This is a genomic window from Vibrio sp. zbq_1 (assembly GCF_043102935.1).
Lineage (GTDB): Bacteria > Pseudomonadota > Gammaproteobacteria > Enterobacterales > Vibrionaceae > Vibrio > Vibrio parahaemolyticus.
The window spans coordinates 35,529-56,628 of sequence record NZ_JBICJH010000041.1 but is presented as its reverse complement, the minus strand read 5'-3'; the positions used below and the strand labels follow the sequence as shown (position 1 = coordinate 56,628).

The following is a 21,100-nucleotide window of genomic DNA, read 5'->3' as shown; positions in this document are numbered from 1 at the left end:
GTATCAATTTGGTGCGGAGTATAACGAATTACGTCCATAAAAAAAGCACCTCAAGTGAGGTGCTTTTCGTCGTTTAGCTTTGCTTATGCTGGCTCTTGGAAGATAACTTCATCAGCTTTCTTGGTGTACTGTTCCATTTTATGGAAGTTCAAGTAGCGGTAAGTATCTGTTGCCGTAGCGTCGATTTGCTTCGCGTATTCTAGGTATTCTTCTTTGGTTGGAATCTTACCTAAGATTGCACCTACTGCTGCTAACTCAGCAGAAGATAGGTAAACATTCGCGCCAGTACCTAGACGGTTCGGGAAGTTACGCGTAGACGTAGACATGACTGTCGATTTGTCAGCAACGCGTGCTTGGTTGCCCATACATAGTGAACATCCTGGAGTTTCAATACGAACCCCTGCACGTCCGAAGATGCCGTAGTAGCCTTCTTCTGTCAGTTGGTCTTTATCCATCTTCGTTGGTGGCGCTACCCAAAGGCGCGTCGCTAACTGACCATTGAACTTATCAAGCAATTTACCTGCAGCACGGAAGTGACCAATGTTCGTCATACAAGAACCGATGAACACTTCATCAATCGCAGTGCCCTGTACTTCAGATAGCAAACGAGCATCATCTGGATCGTTTGGTGCACACAGTACTGGCTCGTGGATTTCGGCCATGTCGATTTCAATCACATGCGCGTATTCCGCATCTGAATCCGCTGACATCAATTCAGGTTTCGCCAACCACTCTTCCATCGCAGTGATACGACGCTCGATTGTACGGCGGTCACCGTAGCCTTCCGAGATCATCCACTTAAGCATCACGATGTTCGAATTTAGATACTCTTCGATTGATTCTTGAGATAGCTTAACGGTACAACCCGCAGCAGAACGCTCAGCTGACGCATCAGACAGTTCGAATGCTTGCTCAACCGTTAGTGTTTCTAGACCTTCAATCTCAAGGATACGGCCAGAGAATTCATTCACTTTACCGGCTTTTTCAACAGTCAGTAGACCTTGTTGAATCGCGTAGTAAGGGATGGCATGAACTAGGTCACGAAGTGTGATACCCGGTTGCATCTTGCCTTTAAAGCGAACCAAAATTGATTCAGGCATATCCAATGGCATAACGCCTGTTGCCGCTGCGAATGCAACCAGACCAGAACCAGCTGGGAATGAAATACCTAGCGGGAAACGAGTATGCGAGTCGCCACCAGTACCGACAGTATCTGGCAGTAGCATACGGTTTAGCCACGAGTGGATAATGCCATCGCCTGGACGTAGAGAAACACCGCCACGGTTCATGATGAAATCAGGAAGTGTATGGTGAGTATTCACGTCAACTGGTTTAGGGTACGCAGATGTGTGACAGAACGACTGCATAACTAGGTCTGCTGAGAAGCCAAGACACGCAAGGTCTTTAAGCTCATCACGCGTCATAGGACCCGTTGTATCTTGAGAACCTACAGTTGTCATCTTAGGCTCACAGTAAGTGCCCGGACGAACACCTGCTACACCACATGCTTTACCAACCATTTTCTGTGCGAGCGTGTAACCCTTGCCAGAATCAGCAACTTCACCAGGTTTACGGAATACATCAGAAGACTCAAGACCTAGAGCTTGGCGCGCTTTATCTGTTAAACCACGACCGATGATCAATGGGATACGACCGCCAGCACGTACTTCATCAATCAGCACGTCTGTTTTTAGAGAAAACTCAGCAAGTACTTCACCTGTTTCGTGGTTACATACTTTGCCTTCGTATGGGTAAACGTCGATAACATCGCCCATATTCAACTTCGTTACATCAACTTCGATAGGCAGCGCGCCCGCATCTTCCATTGTGTTGAAGAAGATAGGTGCAATTTTACCGCCAAGCACGTAACCACCAGCGCGTTTGTTAGGTACGTAAGGGATATCATCGCCCATGAACCATAGCACTGAGTTAGTTGCAGATTTACGAGAAGAACCAGTACCAACAACATCACCAACATACACTAGCTGGTGACCTTTTGATTTTAGCTCTTCGATTTGTTTGATTGGACCGATGGTGCCTGGCTGGTCAGGGTTAATACCCTCACGTTCGTTTTTCAGCATCGCAAGCGCGTGTACTGGAATATCAGGGCGAGACCATGCATCAGGAGCTGGAGAAAGATCATCCGTGTTCGTTTCACCTGTCACTTTAAAGACAGTCAGCGTGATTTTTTCTTCAAGCTTAGGCTTAGATAGGAACCATTCAGCATCCGCCCAAGATTGAAGCACTTTTTGTGCATGAGCATTGCCTGCTTTTGCTTTCTCTTCTACATCATAGAAAGCATCAAACATCAGTAGCGTATGAGACAGAGCTTTCACAGCGATTTCAGCCAAGGCTTCATCGTCTAGTAGCTCAACTAACGGTGCAATGTTGTAACCGCCTTGCATTGTACCCAGTAGCTCAGCCGCTTTTTCTCGGCTTACAAGCGGTGAAGACACTTCACCTTTTGCTACTGCAGTCAGGAAACCAGCTTTAACATAAGCAGCTTCATCTACACCAGGTGGAATACGGTTTTCTAGTAGGTCAAGAATGAACTCTTCTTCACCTTGCGGGGGATTTTTCAGAAGTTCTACAAGTCCAGCAACTTGCTCTGCGTCTAGCGGTTTAGGAACAACTCCTTCGGCAGCACGCTCTTCGACGTGTTTACGGTAGGCTTCAAGCACGACTTTTTCCTCTCATTGCGGTTCCTCCTCTATTATTACTATTGTTAAAGTAAAGGAGTGAACATCCTTGGAAACTTGGCTCTCCATTGCCCTTGTTTTCATTCAATTCTGATTGAGAAACAGCGCCGTAGAGGCCAAACTGTGGGCAAAAGAATAGCAAATTTAACCTTAAATTAAAATCTTATCATTTTGACCAACATAGCAACTTACGACTAAAGTCCTGCTAATTTTGACCAAATATGCCAAGGTTTTGCTTTCTACAGCCCAATTATTTAAACGACGTTCCTACGATCAAATACACAGCTTCCATATCCTGCTCCGTACGACCGTATGCCAACATAATAGGTCCAATTGGCGAGTCCACACCAAAGAAAATTGATGCAGCGTTATACAATGGTGCTTCATTCAATTTCAGATCGTTGTCTGACCATGTACCGCCATGTTCTAGCGACGCGCCTACATAAACTGGCGCTTCAAACAATCCAAAATCATTGTCGAACCATTTGTAGCGATATACCAAACTGCTGAAGAATAAGTTTTGCCCTATCAAGCTGTTTCTCGGTATGCCTGACAAATGCAAAAAGCCCCCTAACTCACGAGGGTCCAGCGTTATCGACGAGTTTTTACTTTGCACAAAGCTATATTCTGCTTGTCCGACTAAAGTATGACGCTGATAGCTCATTGCCCCCTTAAATCGAGCGTCAATTTCATACACTGTATCTTCCACAATATCTTTAGGCTTGGACTGACCTATCTCTTCAGGGCTGGTATCGTGAGAAACCAAATATTCTAGGTCGACCAACAAACCTCGCGTAGGAAAAGCAAAATCATCGAGGGTGTCTAAGCGGTAATTGGCAAACAAGCCTCTTCGCTCAAAATCTAGATTACCTACAGACGCCAATGTCGATAACTCAATGCTACCCGAAGAGTATCGACCGCCCAATCTTAACTCTTGCCACAACGTAGGCTGAATACCAATCGCTATCTCGGAAACAAACTCGGTATAAGACACTGGCAAAAAATCGTTCACCGAACTTAAACTCGAGTCATCATCACTGACTGGCAAGTTTCGCCCTTCACTGCTGTACGCCACCTTACCAGCAACAAAAAACTCTTGGCTCGACAGGACCGGAGAATACAGCTCCGCCTCAATGAGCTTATCTGTGCCCATCTCAACGTTGAGTGCCATTTCAGCACCGTGAGAGTTTAAGTTGGTAAAGTTAGTCGACATCCCTATGCCGTATTGGCTGTCGGTATCAAAGTCATCTTCGAGGAAGAAACGGAAGTTAAGGTAGTTTGGCCCCCAAGATTTTTCGTTAACGTCAAACACCAATAAATTCGAACCATCGACTTCTTCAAAGTGATAAGTAATTAACTCAAATCGGTCCAATGCATAGAGGTTTTCTACCGCTTTTTCGATTTCAGCCGTTTCGATTTTACGGCCAGTTTCCAGTTCCAAACGGTTGGTCAACAAAACATCGCTATAGTGGGTATTGTTTACAATCACAATCTCATCCACTACGCGATCGTCACCATAAACGAGCTTTTTGCGAACTTCCTGCTTATGGTCGATGTACTTTTGATACTCCGCGTTTGATAAACGCAGTCCCGCTAGCTTCGACTCCATTTCTTTGGTGATGTCATAACCAGATTGAAAAGCCCAAGGCATTTTGTCGAACTCAACGGTTTCCATTTGGCCGACATTGGGACGAATGTAAACATCGTGTTCTTGCAGGGTTTCGACTTGCTGCTGGGTACTGCGACGCACCAGATAGTTGGAGAGTTGGTCTGCAACGGTAAACAGCCCAGTAAAATCATCTTCGGTTTTGTAGTCGGTACTGATGTCTACCGCGATAACCACATCCGCGCCCATCGCACGCGCAACATCCACTGGCATGTTGTTGACCACGCCACCGTCAACAAGCATGTGGCCATTTAACTTATACGGAGGGAGTGCGCCGGGTACAGACATACTGGCCATCATGGCATCAACTAAATAACCGTTGCCGATCACCACTTCGTCCAGTTCTAAAATATCTGTCGCGACGGAACGGTAAGGAATGGCAAGCTCATCAAAGGACTCAAAACGTCCGAGGTTACCTGTGGTCTCGCGCAACACACGCAACATGTTTTGCCCTTGAACCACACCAGTTGGAGCACGAACTTCGCCGAACCGTAAACCAAGGTCGGTCGTGATTTGATAGCGGTCTTCATATTCTTTGTCACGAACGCGACGCTGACTGCGATCGACGCGATCACGATAACCACTGTTCCAATCAACAGAATAGATAAAACTTTCGATTTCATCGGCGCTCATGCCTGTCGCGTACAAGCCGCCAACATAAGCTCCCATGCTTGTCCCTGTGATGATATCGACAGGAATGTGCATTTCTTCTAGAGCCTTGAGGACACCAATGTGGGCAGCACCTTTTGCGCCGCCACCAGCGAGAACAACCGCGACTTTAGGACGAGTCGGAGTATCCTCATTTTTGACTTGAGCAACAGAAGGAGTGGCTATCAAAAACAAACTTACCCACAACGCGAAATAGCGCGACATCGGGCTTGATGACAGCGTTTTGAACATCCACTTCTTCCTTTACTGAATACTTGATCACTAATATGTACTAAGAATTGACCAGTGAAACAAGTCCATGTTGTTGATTTGGAGATCCTACCAATCAAACAAACTATTCAACCAGTTAGATTTTTTCTCACACTGTTGTTTGATTTGACCCGTTTTATCCCATACTGGAAGTTTGTAATCGCTGCGACAATTCATCTCTAAACCACCGTTGGAGGTCGGTTTAAAGCCAAGCGTCGTCACTTCTTTAGGCCAAGGCAGCTCCAAACGCTCAGGAATTCGCTGCGCCAAGTATTCCGCGTAAACACGCAATGCACCGCTTGACCCCGTAAGGTTGATTGGCTTGTTGTCATCACGGCCTAGCCAAATGGTCGTCACTTCACGACCATCAATCCCGACAAACCAGCTATCACGAGTATCGTTACTGGTGCCCGTTTTACCCGCCAACGCAGCCCAAGCGAATTGGCTTTGAAGGTAGCGGCCCGTACCTTGTGCGACACCTTGTTTCATCGCGTAAGTCGTTAGCCAAGCCGCTTGTTCATCAACCGCGCGAGAGGAGCGAGGCAACGATTGATAAAGCACGTTACCGTCCATATCGATGACGGAACGAAGCGCGGTCAACTTAGCACGTTTACCCGAGTTAGTCAGTGTTTGGTACATTTGCGCCACTTCAAATGGCGTCAATGAAAACGAGCCCAAGAACATAGAAGGCACAGGACGAATCTCATCTTTGTTGACGCCTAAGCGTTCAAGTGTGCCAGATACTTCAGGAATACCAAGCTCCATCCCCAACCTTACCGTTGGTACATTCAATGACTTCGCAAGCGCAAGGTAAAGTGGCACATCACCACGATATTTACGGTCGTAGTTACGCGGAGTCCATACCGAGCCTTTGCTACCTTTCAAACTTAGAGGGGTGTCGTGCAGCGTCGTCCCCAAATTGTATTTGTCTGGCTGTTCAAGCGCGGTCAGGTAAATTGCCGGCTTGACCAACGAACCAATTGGACGACTAGCATTAAGCGCACGGTTAAAGCCTTCATAACCCACGCGTTTACCACCAACCATGGCACGAATTTCACCACTGTGGCGATCAACAGCCACGGCAGCAGCTTCGAGTTCTTTACCGCCTCGCTTCGCTAAATCCGGTATTTTCTTCGCGATCGCCTGCTCCATTTTACTTTGAGATACAGGATCAAGAGACGTAAACACGCGCAGACCAGTTTCAGCCTTGAAGCGATCACCTACCTTCTCTTTCAGCTCGATATTCAATTGCTGGAAGTATGCAGGCTGACGGCTCGCAATACGTGGTTTGCTTTGTGTATCAAGAGGTCGACTCACAGCTTGTTCATATTGCTGCGATGTGAGCATGTTTTGTTGCATCAGCAATCGAAGCACCAAGTCTCGACGCTCTTTGGTGCGCTCAGGATAGCGAACAGGATTGTAGTACGACGGTCCTTTCACCATGCCCACCAGCATCGCAAGTTGATCAATTCGCAACTCTTGGATTGGCTGCCCAAAGTAGTAGCGTGATGCTAAGCCAAAACCGTGGATCGCTTCGCCGCCGCTTTGACCCAAATACACTTCATTGAGGTAGGCTTCTAAAATGCGGTCTTTGCTGTAACGGTAATCAAGAATAAGCGCAATATAAGCTTCGCGCACCTTACGCCACAGCGTTTTATCACGGGTTAGAAATAAGTTTTTCGCTAGCTGCTGCGTTAAGGTACTGCCACCTTGAACGGTGCGACCCGCTTTGATGTTCGCCACTAAAGCACGGGCAATAGCCAATGGTGAAACACCATCATGCTGATAGAAGTCTCGGTCTTCTGTCGCCAACAAGGCATCAACTAAAATTTCAGGGAATTGGTCACGACGTAAGAACAGACGTTGCTCATCACGATCTTTTTCAAGCATCCCCAGCATCTTTGGCTCAAGGCGCAAGTAGCCCAGATCGCCTTTTGATTCTAAAGATTGAATACGCTGCAAACCGCTGTCTGAGAAATGCAGCATGACGTGGCGATCCGGTTCTGGGCCATCAGCAAATTCAAAAGGACGGCGGATCAGTTCAACACGAGTCGAAGAAGAAGAATACTCACCAGGGTAACGAGGCTGACTTACCTTGCGGTAGTTCAGTACATCTAATTCGTTGCGAAGTTCTTGAATGGTGATGTTTTCACCTGGATTGAGGTTCAAAATGCGCGCGTACACAACGGTAGGCAATTCGAATAGCTGCCCATCAAAGCGTTCTTTAACCACACTATCTAGGTAAATACCAACAAACAGCAACACCGCGGCAAGAGCAACGCCGGCTTTCCAGCTAAAAGACCACAACACTTTGAGCCAAGAACGTTTCTCGTTGGTTGGCTTTTTACTCGGCGTGCGACGAGGGCGTTTTGTGGTGCCTTTGCTGGCTGTACTTTTCTTCGCAGGCGCTTTCTTAGCGCTTGGCTTCTTACTGTCAGTCATTATTCAATTGTCTTTTCGTTTTCGTTGTCGCTACGTGGTTTGCCGGGTCATCTGGCCAAACGTGTTTTGGGTAGCGCCCTTTCATCTCTTTTTGAACGTCTTTGTAGCTTCCATTCCAGAAAGCCGCCAAGTCTGACGTCACTTGCAATGGACGTTGTGCGGGAGAAAGTAGTTCAAGCACCAAACGCTTGCGGCCAATGGCCACCGTTGGCGACGTACTTTCCCCAAACACTTCTTGCATTCGCACTGACAATACGGGCTCATGCCCATGTTGATAACGAATGCGCTTTTTAGTCCCAGTCGGTAACTGATAATGTTCTGGCAACCATTCATCCAAGTGTTGATTGAGTGGCCAGCCTAATCGAGCATTAAGCGCTTCGACCAAGTTTATCTTGCTCAGATCTTTCACCGAAGCGACCGACGTCATGTACGGTTCTAACCATTCGTCTAATGAATCCAACAAACTGGCTTCATCAAACATTGGCCATGCTTGCTCAGGTAACCAATCCACCGCACAGCGAATACGTTCAAGCAGGCTTTCCGCTGCCGGCGTCCAGTTTAGACTGCTTAAGCCCTGACGGCGGACATAAGTGCGTAAAGCTTGTGTCATTTTTTCTTTGCCCGGATTAGGTAATGACACCCTTTCAATCACCAATTGACCGAGTTTTCGTTGTTTCTCGGCCACTAAACGCCCTTTCTTTTCATCCCAATCCACTACTTCTTCAGTAGAAAATAGCGAATCAAAAGTCGTTTGCAATATATTGACGTCCAATTCACACGCTAAATGTATTTGGTTCGAATTGGAATGAGACCGCATCAGATCAATCGCGACCAAGTACTCACAGCCGCCTAACATATCGTCAGGACGACATTCTGCACCATGACCATTCGCTAGTGCAAAGCGACCAAATTGATTGGCGCGTTGCTGAGCGATCCTGTCGAGAAACGCCAAGCTCAACACCAACGGTAATGCATCTTCATCCACTTCTCTAAGGCTAAACGTGGTATCGAGTTTATGCGCAAGAGATTGTGCGCGCTTCAATAACAACGATTTTTTCGGATGAGAACCGGACAACCAACGATGCAAGCTATGTGCGATATTCGTTACATTACGCTCTGGCTCTTCAATTAGGGCGACCGCCGCCAAAGCGACGTTTACCATCTTATCGCTGTGGAATTGCGATTTAATTAACATCGCTGCCGCGCGAGGTTCTACCCCCAAGTCATGAGCCTGCTTTCCTTCCGCAGTCAGTTGTCCTTGCTCGGTAATAAGCCCTAATGAAAACAACAACTGCTTAGCTTGTTGCAGCGCGGCAGCAGAAGGAATATCGAGCCATTTTAGCTCATGAATATCGGTCGTCCCCCAAAACGCCAGCTCCATTACCAAGCTCGCAAGATCGGAATGCAAAATCTCAGGTTGTGGCACTTGTGGCTGTTGCTTGAGTTGGCTTTCTGAATAGAGGCGAACGCAAATCCCCTCTTCAATTCGCCCAGCACGACCAGCTCGCTGGATGGCTGACGATTGAGCTATACGCGTTTGCTCCAATCGTGTAAGGCCATTTTTCAAGTCAAAACGCGCAACGCGCTCCAAACCAGAATCCACCACAAGGCGAATGCCTTCAATTGTCAGAGAGGTTTCCGCAATGTTGGTTGCCAATACGACTTTGCGCTTACCTTTTTCTGCAGGAGAGATGGCTTTCTGTTGCTCAGTAAAGCTCAACTGACCATACAACGGGCATACTTCAACATCGTCCGGTAAGTGCGATAAACGCCCTTGCACTTGCTTAATGGCCGCCACACCGGGAAGAAACGCAAGCAGAGAGCCTGACTCTTTATTCATCAAACTCTCTATATTTTTTGCCATTACCGTTGAAAGATGATCGTTGGCAGTAAGCGGAACATAGCGAGTTTCCACAGCAAAGCTGCGCCCTTCTGATTCAATATAACAAGCTTCCGGCAGTAAAGATTGCAACGCTTCTTGATCCAACGTTGCCGACATCACCACCAGCTTAAGATCGTCTCGCAATGCTTCTTGAACTTCCAAGCTAAGCGCCAAAGCCGTATCGGCATGAATACTGCGCTCATGGAACTCATCAAAAATCAGCAAATCGACGCCATCTAGCTCAGGGTCATTTTGGATCATGCGAGTCATGACTCCTTCAGTCACAATTTCTAACTGAGTAGAAGCACTTACCTTTGTCTCGCCACGAACGCGATACCCAACTCGCTGGCCAACTTGCTCGCCAAGTTGCTCGGCCAAATATCTCGCGATATTGCGCGCGGCTAATCGTCTTGGTTCAAGCATGATGACTTTCCCAGTCACCACTTGGTTCTGGATAAGTTGTAAAGGGAAGTACGTCGATTTACCCGCACCAGGCGCGGCTTTTAAAATAACCTGATGTTGATGTTTGACCGCCGTAAGTAGCTGGGGCATCACGGCTTCAATCGGCAATTGTGACAAAGGAAATACCTTGTGGTGTAATGGTGGCAACATTGTACATAAAAACATTCCCGTCTAAATAAGCAAATGCAATTCAAACCCGCTTTAGAGTCAGCCACTCTACTTAAACGCTACAAACGCTTCCTTGCTGATATCGAATTTGATAATGGTGAGCTGCGCACCATCCACTGTGCGAACACCGGTGCGATGACAGGTTGCGCGACACCCGGTAATAAAGTTTGGTTTTCAACGTCCGACAACCCAAAACGCAAATACCCCAACAGCTGGGAGCTAAGTGAAACCGCGCAAGGGCATCGTATTTGTATCAATACTGCCCGCGCCAACCAATTAGCCGTTGAGGCTATTGAAAATAATGTCATTTCAGAGCTTTGCGGATATGACACACTTCAAACTGAAGTGAAATATGGCAATGAAAATAGTCGAATTGATATCTTGCTCAGCGCAAGCGACAAGCCAAAGTGCTATATAGAAGTGAAAAGCGTCACTCTTCTTGATGAGACAGGCTCTGCTGGACAAGGATACTTCCCAGATGCCGTCACGACTCGTGGTCAAAAGCACCTGAGAGAGCTCACAGAAATGGCACAAAATGGAAGTAGAGCCATACTTTTATTCACTGTTTTACATTCAGGTATTGAAAAAGTATCCGCGGCACACCATATAGACGCGAAATATTCACTATTACTCAAACAAGCACAAGACGCCGGAGTAGAAGTTCTCTGCTATAAAGCCGAACTGAGCAATACTGAAATGAAGCTAATTTCCGCTATTGATTTTATCAATTAAGAGAAAAAATGATGTCGTCTTCACATTGACGACAACTTTGCGATTCAGTGTTTGCTTGCACCGCCTCTTTTTGCTATAGATACCCGCCTTAAATTGACTGCGTAGCAGTTGACTAGGTGTAAGTAGGAGATGCTGTATGCCAGAAGCAAAGAAGAAAACGATCGGCATCCTAGCCATTGCCGGCGTGGAGCCATATCAGGAGAAGCCTGGTGAAGAATACATGTCACCAGCGCAGGTTGAACACTTTACGAAAATCTTAACAGCTTGGCGTGACCAACTACGAGCTGAAGTAGATCGTACCGTTCACCACATGCAGGACGAAGCAGCAAACTTCCCAGATCCAGTTGACCGCGCCTCTCAAGAGGAAGAGTTCAGCCTAGAACTGCGTAATCGTGACCGTGAGCGCCGTTTGATCAAGAAGATTGAAAAAACATTAGACAAAATCAAAGAAGATGATTTTGGTTTCTGTGAGTCTTGTGGCGTTGAGATTGGCGTTCGTCGCCTTGAAGCACGTCCAACTGCAGACCTTTGTATTGACTGTAAAACACTTGCAGAAATCAAAGAGAAGCAGATGCAAGGTTAATCACCACGCATTTGATTACTGAAGGGAGCTAAGGCTCCCTTTTTGTTTTGGCTAATATCAGTCACGTAAGCGCTCAGAACCACAAACACTCACGGCAGGCAAAACGTTATTGCCACTTCGTGTTTACAAAACCTAGCTGAAGCGTTACTTACGATGACTAAACTGTACATCTAATAAATTCGAGATACACCCATGGCACGCTACGTAGGTCGATTTGCCCCATCCCCTTCTGGCCCATTACACTTTGGCTCATTGATTGCTGCGCTTGGCAGTTATTTTCAAGCCAAAGCAAACAACGGAATTTGGTTAGTACGCATTGAAGATCTTGATCCACCAAGAGAAATGCCCGGCGCTTCGCAACTGATTCTAGAAGCGCTTAAAGCTTACCAGTTGCATTGGGATGGAGAAGTGGTGTATCAAAGCGAGCGTCATGACCTTTACCAAGCACAGATCGACGCTTGGCTCGACAACGGTGACGCCTATTATTGCCAATGCACTCGCAAGCAAATTAAAGAGCACGGTGGCTTTTATCCGGGAACTTGCCGAGATAAAAACTTGAAAGAAGGCGCGATTCGCCTAAAAATGACCAAACCCGTCGCCCGCTTCCTCGATCAGAAACATGGAATGATTGAGATTCCAGAGCAATTGGTTAATGAAGATTTCATTATTAAACGTCGAGATGGATTATTTGCTTATAATCTTGCGGTAGTATTGGACGACATCGACCAAGGGGTTACTGAAGTGGTTCGAGGTGCAGACCTGATTGAACCAACAGGACGCCAAATCAGTTTGTACCAAATCCTTGGACAACCTGAAGTTAGCTACTTGCATTTACCATTGGCGATGGATGACAACGGCAACAAATTGTCGAAACAAAATCACGCGACAGCTATTGATATCGAAAACCCTAAGCCAGCTTTATTGCATGCCATGACGTTTTTAGGCTTTGATGTGCCTGAAGAAATAAAAGCCGCCAGCATGAACGAAATTCTTCGTTGGGGCTGCGAAAATTGGCGCTTAGAACAACTGCCATCAGAGATCGAGATCACACCGCGATTCTCAAATGGCACTGTGTAGGCTATCATTAGCCGCAAAATCAGCCCTAGAGGCGCAGATAACTAACCAAAGCAAGATTGGATTAAACCCAGTTATTGCCAGATGCACATGAATACAAACGACTATACACCAAGCGAACCTGCCACAGTTCCAGAGCTCGCTCTCAATGTAATAACTCGTGAAGAGCACAACATTTCGCGTAAGCAGATCAGTGACAACGCACTGAAAGTGCTGTACCGACTAAACGGTGCTGGTTTCGATGCTTTTCTTGTGGGTGGCGGGGTTCGAGACTTACTGCTTGGACAAAAACCGAAAGACTTTGATATTGCGACCAACGCAACGCCAGAACAGATCAAGCAGCTATTTAGAAACTGCCGCTTGATTGGCCGACGCTTCCGTCTGGCACACATTATGTTTGGCCGAGACATCATCGAAGTGGCGACATTCCGCGGTCACCATCAAGAGCAAAAGAACAAAAACATCTCTCAGCAATCTAAAGAAGGTATGCTGCTACGCGATAACGTGTACGGCACCATTGATGAAGACGCTGAGCGCCGTGACTTTACGATCAACTCGATGTACTACAACATCGCTGATTACTCGATCCACGACTACGCGCGCGGTATCGAAGATTTAGAAGATCGTCTGATTCGTCTGATTGGCGATCCAGAAACACGCTACCGTGAAGACCCAGTGCGCATGCTGCGTGCGGTTCGCTTTGCCGTGAAACTGGACTTTGATATTGAAGAAGACACCGCAGCACCAATCGAAGAGATGGCGCCGCTACTGCGTGAAATTCCTTCCGCTCGTCTTTTCGAAGAGTCACTCAAACTCTTGCAGTCAGGCCATGGTCTAGAGACATACCACCTGCTACGTGAATACAACTTATTCCAACAGCTGTTCCCAGCCATTTCGGAGCACTTCACAGAAGACTACTCGTCGCATACTGAACAAATGCTCGATCTTGTGTTGGATTCCACAGACATGCGTATTGAAGATGGCAAGCGCATTAACCCAGCATTTATGTTTGCTGCGATGCTGTGGTACCCGCTGTGTGCACTAGCAGACAAACTCATGGATCAACATAACTTGTGTCATTACGACGCGATCATGGAAGCGAGCAACATCATTCTTGATGATCAAGTTCGCACCATCGCAATTCCACGTCGCCATACTGCGACCATCCGTGAGATTTGGCAGCTGCAATTGCGCCTTCCACGACGCAATGGCAAACGTGCGTTCCGCCTAATGGAACTCAACAAATTTAGAGCTGGCTTTGATTTTCTTGAAATGCGCGGTGAAATTGAGGGTGGCGACACTCTGAAGCTTGCTAAGTGGTGGGAAACTTTCCAAAATGCAGGCCGAGAAATGCGCCAAGCGATGGCCGCAGACCTAGATGGTCAAGCACCAAAATCGGGCCAACGTCGCCGCAAAACCTTTCGCAAGAAAAAGAGTAAGCCGAAATCATGATCACAGCGTACATTGCGGTAGGCAGTAACTTGGCTGATCCTGTCAGCCAAGCTCAGCAAGCGATTGAGGCTCTAAAAACGTTACCAAACTCTGAGTTTGTACAAGCGTCTTCGCTATACAGCAGCACGCCTATGGGGCCACAAAATCAGCCGGATTACATCAATGCGGTTGTGGCGATCAAAACAAATTTGACGCCTCTTGAGCTACTTGATTGCACTCAAGCAATTGAGCAAGAGCAAGGGCGTGTCCGAAAAGACGAACGTTGGGGACCAAGAACCTTGGATCTTGATATCGTTCTTTACGGCAATGAGGTGATTAATTCCGAAAGACTTATTGTTCCTCATTACGGAATGCGAGAGCGCGAATTCGTACTCTACCCTCTTGCGGAAATTGCACCAAGTTTACAACTCCCTGATGGGACCGAGGTCTCTGAACTACTGGAACAAGTAGATAGAAACGGCCTCAGAATTTGGCAGTCATAGCCAGCTCCTAGTAAGGATAAAACAATGAAAAAGATGACCATCAACGACCTTATCAAGTGGAAGCAAGAAGGTCGTAAATTTGCTACTTCAACCGCTTACGATGCGAGCTTTGCACAACTTTTTGAAAGCCAAGAAATGCCCGTTCTTTTAGTTGGTGATTCACTTGGTATGGTATTGCAAGGTGAAAACGATACGCTACCAGTAACGGTAGACGACATCGTGTACCACACTCGCTGTGTGCGTGCTGGCAGCCCGAATTGCTTGCTAATGGCCGATATGCCATTCATGAGCTACGCAACACCAGAGCAAGCGTGTGAGAACGCGGCAAAATTGATGCGCGCAGGCGCAAACATGGTAAAAATCGAAGGCGGCGACTGGCTAGTTGATACCGTTAAGATGCTTACTGAACGCGCAGTGCCAGTCTGTGCTCACCTTGGCTTAACCCCTCAGTCTGTTAACATTTTTGGTGGTTACAAAATCCAAGGTCGCGATCAAGAAAAAGCGGATCGCATGGTAAAAGATGCGTTAGCGCTACAAGAAGCAGGCGCTCAAATCGTCCTACTAGAATGTGTGCCTGCAGAACTGGCAGAGCGCATTACTAAAGTACTCGACGTGCCAGTCATCGGTATCGGTGCGGGTAACGTAACGGATGGTCAGATTCTTGTAATGCATGATATGTTCGGCATCTCTGCCAACTACATGCCTAAATTCTCCAAAAACTTCCTTGCTGAAACAGGTGATATGCGCAAAGCCGTTGCAAAATACATTGAAGATGTAGCAAACGGTGTATTCCCAGACGACGCTCATACCATTGCCTAGAGGATAAAAGCATGCAAACTTTTGCGGAAATCTCAGCTGTTCGTGAACACCTTAAAACCTTTAAACGTGAAGGTCGTAAAATTGCCTTCGTCCCTACAATGGGCAACCTTCACGAAGGTCACTTAACTTTAGTGCGTAAAGCACGCGAATACGCTGATATCGTTGTCGTAAGCATCTTTGTAAACCCGATGCAATTTGATCGTGCAGACGATTTAAATAACTACCCACGTACGCTTGAAGAAGACTTAAGCAAGTTGACGGCAGAAGGCGTCGATGTGGTATTCACGCCAACTCCAGAAATCATCTACCCAGAAGGTCTGGATAAGCAAACCTTCGTCGATGTTCCTGGCCTCTCAACGATTCTAGAAGGCGCGTCTCGCCCAGGTCACTTCCGTGGCGTGACGACCATTGTGAATAAGCTATTTAACATCGTACAACCGGATGTAGCATGCTTCGGCGAGAAGGACTTCCAACAACTTGCTGTTATCCGCAAGATGGTTGATGACCTAGCAATGGATATTGAAATCATTGGTGTACCAACCGTACGAGAGATGGACGGTTTAGCAATGAGTTCACGTAATGGCCTGCTGACATTGGATGAACGTCAACGTGCGCCAGTGCTTGCTCGTACAATGCGTTGGATCAGCAGTGCCATTCGTGGTGGCCGCGATGATTACGCATCCATCATTGAAGATGCAAATGATCAGCTACGCGCTGCCGGTCTTCAGCCTGATGAGATCTTCATTCGTGATGCTCGTACTCTGCAAGTGATCACACCAGAAACGACACAAGCTGTAATTCTGATGTCGGCATTCTTAGGTCAAGCTCGTCTTATCGACAACCAAACCGTTGATATGGTTGTGGAATCGAAAGATGAAACAGAATCTAATGATGGCACCACAGCAAACGCTGAATAAGCCAAACGCTCAAAAGAAAAAGGTCGACCTTGTGTCGACCTTTTTTATGTTCTACGTATAGACGCAATCAAATCCTTCAGGACGTGTTTTAAACCGTTTGTGCAACCACATCCACGCAGGAATATCGCGTCTTATCATTTTTTCGAGTTCTTGGTTCAAGATACTTGCCGCTTTCATCGCATTACGCTTTTCAAAATACTCACTGAGATCCTTCCCAATATACAACGTGTAGTGATGATTCCTGCTCACTGTGACACCTGATATGACCGCGCACTTTGTTGCGTCAATAAGCACACTAGACCCCACAGTGCTCGCAGCTTGTTCAACGGCAAAAAACGGTGCAAAAACAGAATGGTTGGCACCATAATCATGATCAGGTAAATACCAAAGTCGATGGCCATTTTTCAAAACTTTGAGCATTGATTTCACGTCTTTTCGATCGATCATTTGATGCCCAAAACGAGTTCGGCCTCGATGTTGAATAAATTCATAAGCAGGGTTTGAGTTTGGACGGTAAACACCATAGCCTTTGGCAAATTGGCTGAAGATACGAGCGGTTATTTCCAAGTTCAAATGGTGACTACACACCACTAATACACCGCGACCGTTCTTTTCCTCTGTGAGCAGACGATCTTTGCCAACAATAGAAGTTATGCGATTAATTCGCCAGTCTGGCCAAAACCAAGCGATACCAGTTTCGATGAGCGCCATTCCCGTGTATTGAAAGTTTTTTCGTACCACATCCTTGCATTGCCAATCTGTGTAATCAGGAAAACATAGCTGAAGATTACGCAAAGCGATCATGTATCGGCGCTTCATTAAATGCATCGCAACGCAACCGATGCTTCTACCTAAGATTCGTAAAACCACATACGGCAGTACATTAACAATGATTGCTAGAGATCCAAATGCCAGCCAAACAGACCAATATTTGGGCTTAAGTAACTGATAGGAAAAAAGCGGCGGCGGGACAATATTCATAGGATCACTCATTTATTACAAATGATTGAAACCTATCATGATAAAAACCGGAAGATTGTATGGGTATGTATTGTTGTGCATGCAAAAGAGCAGCGTAAATAGCTGCTCTTTTTCTTTATGAGCATGGCTTAGCTTCGTAGCCCAATCCCTTTTGTTACCAAATAGTGGGCAATGGCGTACAGCATCACAACAAACACACCAAGTACACTAAATGAAGTCACGATACCGACATCCGATACGCCTAAAAATCCGTAACGGAATGCATTCACCATGTAAACAATTGGGTTGATTTTCGATACACCTTCCCAAAACTCAGGCAACAGGCTAATCGAATAAAACACACCGCCAAGATAGGTAAGCGGCGTTAAGACAAACGTAGGAATGATTGAGATGTCATCAAACGTCTTTGCGTAAACCGCATTGATCAATCCACCAAGAGCAAACACCACCGACGTCATAAATACCGTCGCCACAATGATACCCCAGTGCTCAACCTGTAGATCCACAAACAGCAGCGACACGCACGTCACAATAGCACCAACCAGCAAGCCACGGGTTACACCACCCATGACATAACCTGCGATGATGACGTAGTTTGGCACAGGTGCAACCAACAACTCTTCAATGTTCTTTTGCAGTTTTGCACTAAAGAATGAAGACGCGACATTTGAATATGAGTTGGTGATCACCGACATCATGATCAAACCCGGCACGATGTATTCCATATAGCTAAATCCGCTCATTTCACCAATTCGAGAACCGATCAGATTACCAAAGATGATGAAATACAGCGTCATTGTAATCGCTGGTGGTACCAAGGTTTGCACCCAAATACGCGAGAAACGCGTCACCTCTTTACCCAGCAAACTACGAAATGCCGTCCAATACAGTTGGTACATTTACTTGCCCCCCTCTCTGACAATGCTGACAAACAGTTCTTCTAATCGGTTGGCTTTATTGCGCATCGACAGCACTTTCACGCCATGTTCCGTTAATTGAGCAAACACCGCATTGAGACCTTGGCTTTTATCTAACTCAATTTCTAATGAGCCATCAATTAAGCTTTGACGATTGACACCATTCAACTCAGGCACTTCACCGTCAGTCTCGATATCTAGAATAAAGGTTTCTACGCTGAGCTTGCTGAGCAACGCTTTCATGGTGGTGTTTTCAATCAACTCGCCGCGATTGATAATGCCTATGTTGCGACACAGCATTTCCGCTTCTTCTAAATAGTGCGTAGTAAGAATGATAGTGATCCCTTGCTGCTGATTGATTTCTTTGAGGAAATCCCACATTGAACGACGTAGCTCAATGTCCACCCCAGCCGTCGGCTCATCCAAAATCAGCAGTTTTGGCTCGTGCATGAGCGCGCGAGCAATCATCAAACGACGCTTCATACCACCCGATAAGTTTCGAGCACGCTCTTTGCGCTTCTCCCATAAATCGAGCTTCTTCAGGTATTTTTCTGCTCGCTCTTTTGCCAGAATTTTAGAAACACCATAGTAACCAGCTTGTTGAATGACGATCTGCTCAACCGTTTCAAATTGGTTGAAGTTGAATTCTTGAGGCACTAAACCAAGGTTTTGCTTGGCAAGTTCTAAGTCAGTATCAATGTCATAACCAAAAACTTTTGCCACTCCAGAGGTCTTATTAACCAAAGAAGAGATGATGCCGATCGTGGTTGATTTTCCTGCACCGTTAGGTCCAAGAAGCGCGTAAAAGTCACCTTTTTTAACTTGTAGACTGATGCCTTTTAACGCTTCAAAGCCGCCCGCATACGTTTTACGTAATTGTTCAATTTCTAATGCGTACATAGCGTAATGATTGCCATCTGTTAGTGAATTGGGATGACCAGTTCCAAGATAAGCATCACCTGAAGCTTAGTAGGAAGCTGGAGAAAGTTTCATTAGTTTATCGTCGAATAACGATGATTACAATTAAACCTTTCGACAATATTGGAAATATCAACCTTGTAATCTTCAAGGTTTTCTATTGAGGGGGTTAAGGGGAAACAAAAAAAGCGCCGCTAAACAGACTGAGCAGCGCTTTCATACAGAACGTGAAAATTAAGCTGTCATTCGCTGGTAGTGATCCGATTCAACATGCGCGACAGCCGCATTCAAAGCTTCGTAGCGGAACTGATACGTATTGTTATCCGGCACTAGGTCGATGACATGAAACTTCTCTAGTTGCTCTCGAGTACGCTGATTCGGACACAACAAGTACACTTCACAGCGAGCATCTAACGCGTCTTTAATGGCGTTTTCGAGTGCTAGGCCCACCGTAACATCCAGCATAGGAACATCGGTCAAATCCAAGATCATCACGTCGTAATCTGAAATACTGGTGTGTTGACGAGAAATGGCCTTAGACACACTGAAAATCATTGGGCCAGAGAGATAGAAGAACAACACTCGCCCATTGGCGCGATCTAACAATCCTCGTTCACTGTCCGTCAGTGGCACATCGTCTTCGTCGGCATCACTGATGGCCTTTACCTGACGAGCTTGTTCGCGACTCAAGCGCTCAATAATCATGATGTTTGAAACAAACACACCCAAACCAACGGCCACAATGAGATCAACAAACACTGTCAGTAGCATCACGCCATACATGATCGCCATGCCAGAAAAACTGACCTTATGCGCGCGCTGGATAAAGCTCCAGTCTAAGATGTTAAAGCCAACGTACACCGCGATGCCTGCTAGCACTGCCATTGGGATAGGTTCGGTTAATCCACCAGCCACCAAAACAACCAGAGCCAGTACTAAGGCTCGCACCACACCAGATAATGGAGAGCGAGCGCCAACTTGGATGTTTGTCACCGTGCCCATCGTCGCACCAGCTCCTGGAAGTGCGCCGAATAAACCTGAAATCATATTCGCTAAGCCCTGACCACGAAGCTCTTTGTCGGAATCGTGCTCTTTACGGGTAAGTGAGTCACCGATAACCGCCGTTAACAAGGTATCAATACAACCGAGCGTACCTAACACCAATGCATCGATGACCATTTCAACGAACATATCGGGGTCGATATGTGGCGCGACCAAAGATGGCAGGCCAGCCGGAATTTCCCCGATACGGCGGATATCTTCCGTATCAAACAACATCACCGATAATAAGGTCACTGCGACCAGTGCCACCAATTGGGCGGGTACATATTTGCGATACTTCTTTGGGAAAAAGAACAGAATGCCTAATGTCAGCAAGCCAAGGAAAAGCTCGTTAAATTTTAGATTAGAAATGGTTTCAGGCAGCGCGGACAATGTCCCTAGCACTCCTCCCGTAGGCGCAGCGTGCCCCAGGAGTGGCGACAATTGAAGAATGATGAGTATGACACCAATACCCGACATAAAGCCGGAGATCACGCTGTAAGGCATTAAGGTGACGTATTTACCCATCTTCAGCGTTCCAAGCAAGATCTGAAATGCACCCGCCATCATGACAACAGTAAACGTCATCGCCATACCTGTTTCAGGGTACTTCGCCATCATACTGGTCAATACGGCTGTCATGATCACCGTCATCGGCCCCGTGGGTTCTGAGATAAGTGTATTTGAGCCACCAAATAAGGAGGCAAACAAGCCCACCATTATGGCGCCCCAAAGGCCAGCTTCTGCACCCGCCCCCGAAGCAACCCCGAACGCCAACGCCAAAGGGAGAGAAATAATGGCCGTGGTCACCCCGCCAAATATATCCCCTTTGAAATTGATATCTTTAAAACGACTACCGAACACCGTTTAGCTCCCTGCATTAACTTCAAAATTAAATAAGTAAAATGTCATTACTTTAACGAGGAATGTGAAAAATTAAACCATAA

At 46.5% G+C, this 21,100-nt stretch carries 15 protein-coding genes; 7 read left to right on the top strand and 8 right to left on the bottom strand.

The annotated features are described in order from the left end of the window. Window positions 1–83 precede the first annotated feature (83 nt). The 4 genes from acnB to hrpB form a co-directional block, all read right to left on the bottom strand. The gene (gene acnB, locus ACF8CV_RS18150; RefSeq protein WP_005480203.1) at window positions 84–2,681 is read right to left on the bottom strand and encodes a bifunctional aconitate hydratase 2/2-methylisocitrate dehydratase; all 2,598 of its coding nucleotides are present in this window, start codon (window positions 2,679–2,681) and stop codon (window positions 84–86) included. Window positions 2,682–2,949: 268 nt separating this feature from the next. Continuing rightward, window positions 2,950–5,265, bottom strand: a complete 2,316-nt coding sequence (locus ACF8CV_RS18145; RefSeq protein ID WP_025504003.1) for a patatin-like phospholipase family protein — start codon at window positions 5,263–5,265, stop codon at window positions 2,950–2,952. Window positions 5,266–5,352: 87 nt separating this feature from the next. Beyond that, window positions 5,353–7,725: a penicillin-binding protein 1B gene (mrcB, locus tag ACF8CV_RS18140; RefSeq protein ID WP_005494015.1), complete on the bottom strand. Its 2,373-nt coding sequence runs from the start codon at window positions 7,723–7,725 to the stop codon at window positions 5,353–5,355. After that, window positions 7,718–10,186 carry an ATP-dependent helicase HrpB gene (gene hrpB, locus ACF8CV_RS18135; RefSeq protein ID WP_392416385.1) on the bottom strand — a complete coding sequence of 823 codons (2,469 nt, stop codon included), beginning with the start codon at window positions 10,184–10,186 and terminating at the stop codon, window positions 7,718–7,720. The genes mrcB and hrpB overlap by 8 nt, the downstream gene beginning before the upstream one ends. 66 nt (window positions 10,187–10,252) lie before the next feature. On the opposite strand from hrpB, the gene sfsA reads away from it, so the two are divergent. The 7 genes from sfsA to panC all read left to right on the top strand — a co-directional run bounded on the left by sfsA (window position 10,253) and on the right by panC (window position 16,296). Beyond that, the gene (sfsA, locus tag ACF8CV_RS18130; RefSeq protein ID WP_017447689.1) at window positions 10,253–10,969 is read left to right on the top strand and encodes a DNA/RNA nuclease SfsA; all 717 of its coding nucleotides are present in this window, start codon (window positions 10,253–10,255) and stop codon (window positions 10,967–10,969) included. Between the two features lie 136 nt (window positions 10,970–11,105). After that, a complete protein-coding gene (dksA, locus tag ACF8CV_RS18125; RefSeq protein WP_005490361.1) occupies window positions 11,106–11,552 on the top strand; it encodes an RNA polymerase-binding protein DksA in 447 nt (148 codons plus the stop codon). A 192-nt stretch (window positions 11,553–11,744) separates the two neighbouring features. Then, a complete protein-coding gene (gluQRS, locus tag ACF8CV_RS18120; RefSeq protein WP_021450009.1) occupies window positions 11,745–12,629 on the top strand; it encodes a tRNA glutamyl-Q(34) synthetase GluQRS in 885 nt (294 codons plus the stop codon). Window positions 12,630–12,710: 81 nt separating this feature from the next. Beyond that, window positions 12,711–14,078 carry a polynucleotide adenylyltransferase PcnB gene (gene pcnB, locus ACF8CV_RS18115; RefSeq protein WP_015297242.1) on the top strand — a complete coding sequence of 456 codons (1,368 nt, stop codon included), beginning with the start codon at window positions 12,711–12,713 and terminating at the stop codon, window positions 14,076–14,078. After that, on the top strand, window positions 14,075–14,560 hold the full coding sequence (gene folK, locus ACF8CV_RS18110; protein ID WP_005494002.1) for a 2-amino-4-hydroxy-6-hydroxymethyldihydropteridine diphosphokinase: 486 nt from the start codon (window positions 14,075–14,077) through the stop codon (window positions 14,558–14,560). Before pcnB ends, folK begins: the two co-directional genes overlap by 4 nt. A gap of 24 nt (window positions 14,561–14,584) precedes the next feature. After that, entirely contained in the window at window positions 14,585–15,379 is a 795-nt protein-coding gene (gene panB / locus ACF8CV_RS18105; RefSeq protein WP_005454450.1) for a 3-methyl-2-oxobutanoate hydroxymethyltransferase, read from the top strand. A gap of 11 nt (window positions 15,380–15,390) precedes the next feature. After that, a complete protein-coding gene (panC, locus tag ACF8CV_RS18100) occupies window positions 15,391–16,296 on the top strand; it encodes a pantoate--beta-alanine ligase (RefSeq protein WP_138938303.1) in 906 nt (301 codons plus the stop codon). Window positions 16,297–16,347: 51 nt separating this feature from the next. On the opposite strand, the gene ACF8CV_RS18095 is transcribed toward panC, so the two are convergent. From ACF8CV_RS18095 to ACF8CV_RS18080, 4 genes are all read right to left on the bottom strand, one after another. Beyond that, window positions 16,348–17,277 (bottom strand): Kdo(2)-lipid IV(A) acyltransferase, encoded by a 930-nt coding sequence (locus tag ACF8CV_RS18095; RefSeq protein WP_138938304.1) that lies wholly within the window; start codon window positions 17,275–17,277, stop codon window positions 16,348–16,350. A gap of 128 nt (window positions 17,278–17,405) precedes the next feature. Beyond that, the gene (locus tag ACF8CV_RS18090) at window positions 17,406–18,176 is read right to left on the bottom strand and encodes an ABC transporter permease (protein WP_138938305.1); all 771 of its coding nucleotides are present in this window, start codon (window positions 18,174–18,176) and stop codon (window positions 17,406–17,408) included. Next, window positions 18,177–19,094, bottom strand: a complete 918-nt coding sequence (locus tag ACF8CV_RS18085; protein ID WP_024702450.1) for an ABC transporter ATP-binding protein — start codon at window positions 19,092–19,094, stop codon at window positions 18,177–18,179. Between the two features lie 252 nt (window positions 19,095–19,346). After that, window positions 19,347–21,017 carry a SulP family inorganic anion transporter gene (locus tag ACF8CV_RS18080; RefSeq protein ID WP_138938306.1) on the bottom strand — a complete coding sequence of 557 codons (1,671 nt, stop codon included), beginning with the start codon at window positions 21,015–21,017 and terminating at the stop codon, window positions 19,347–19,349. Window positions 21,018–21,100 lie beyond the last annotated feature (83 nt).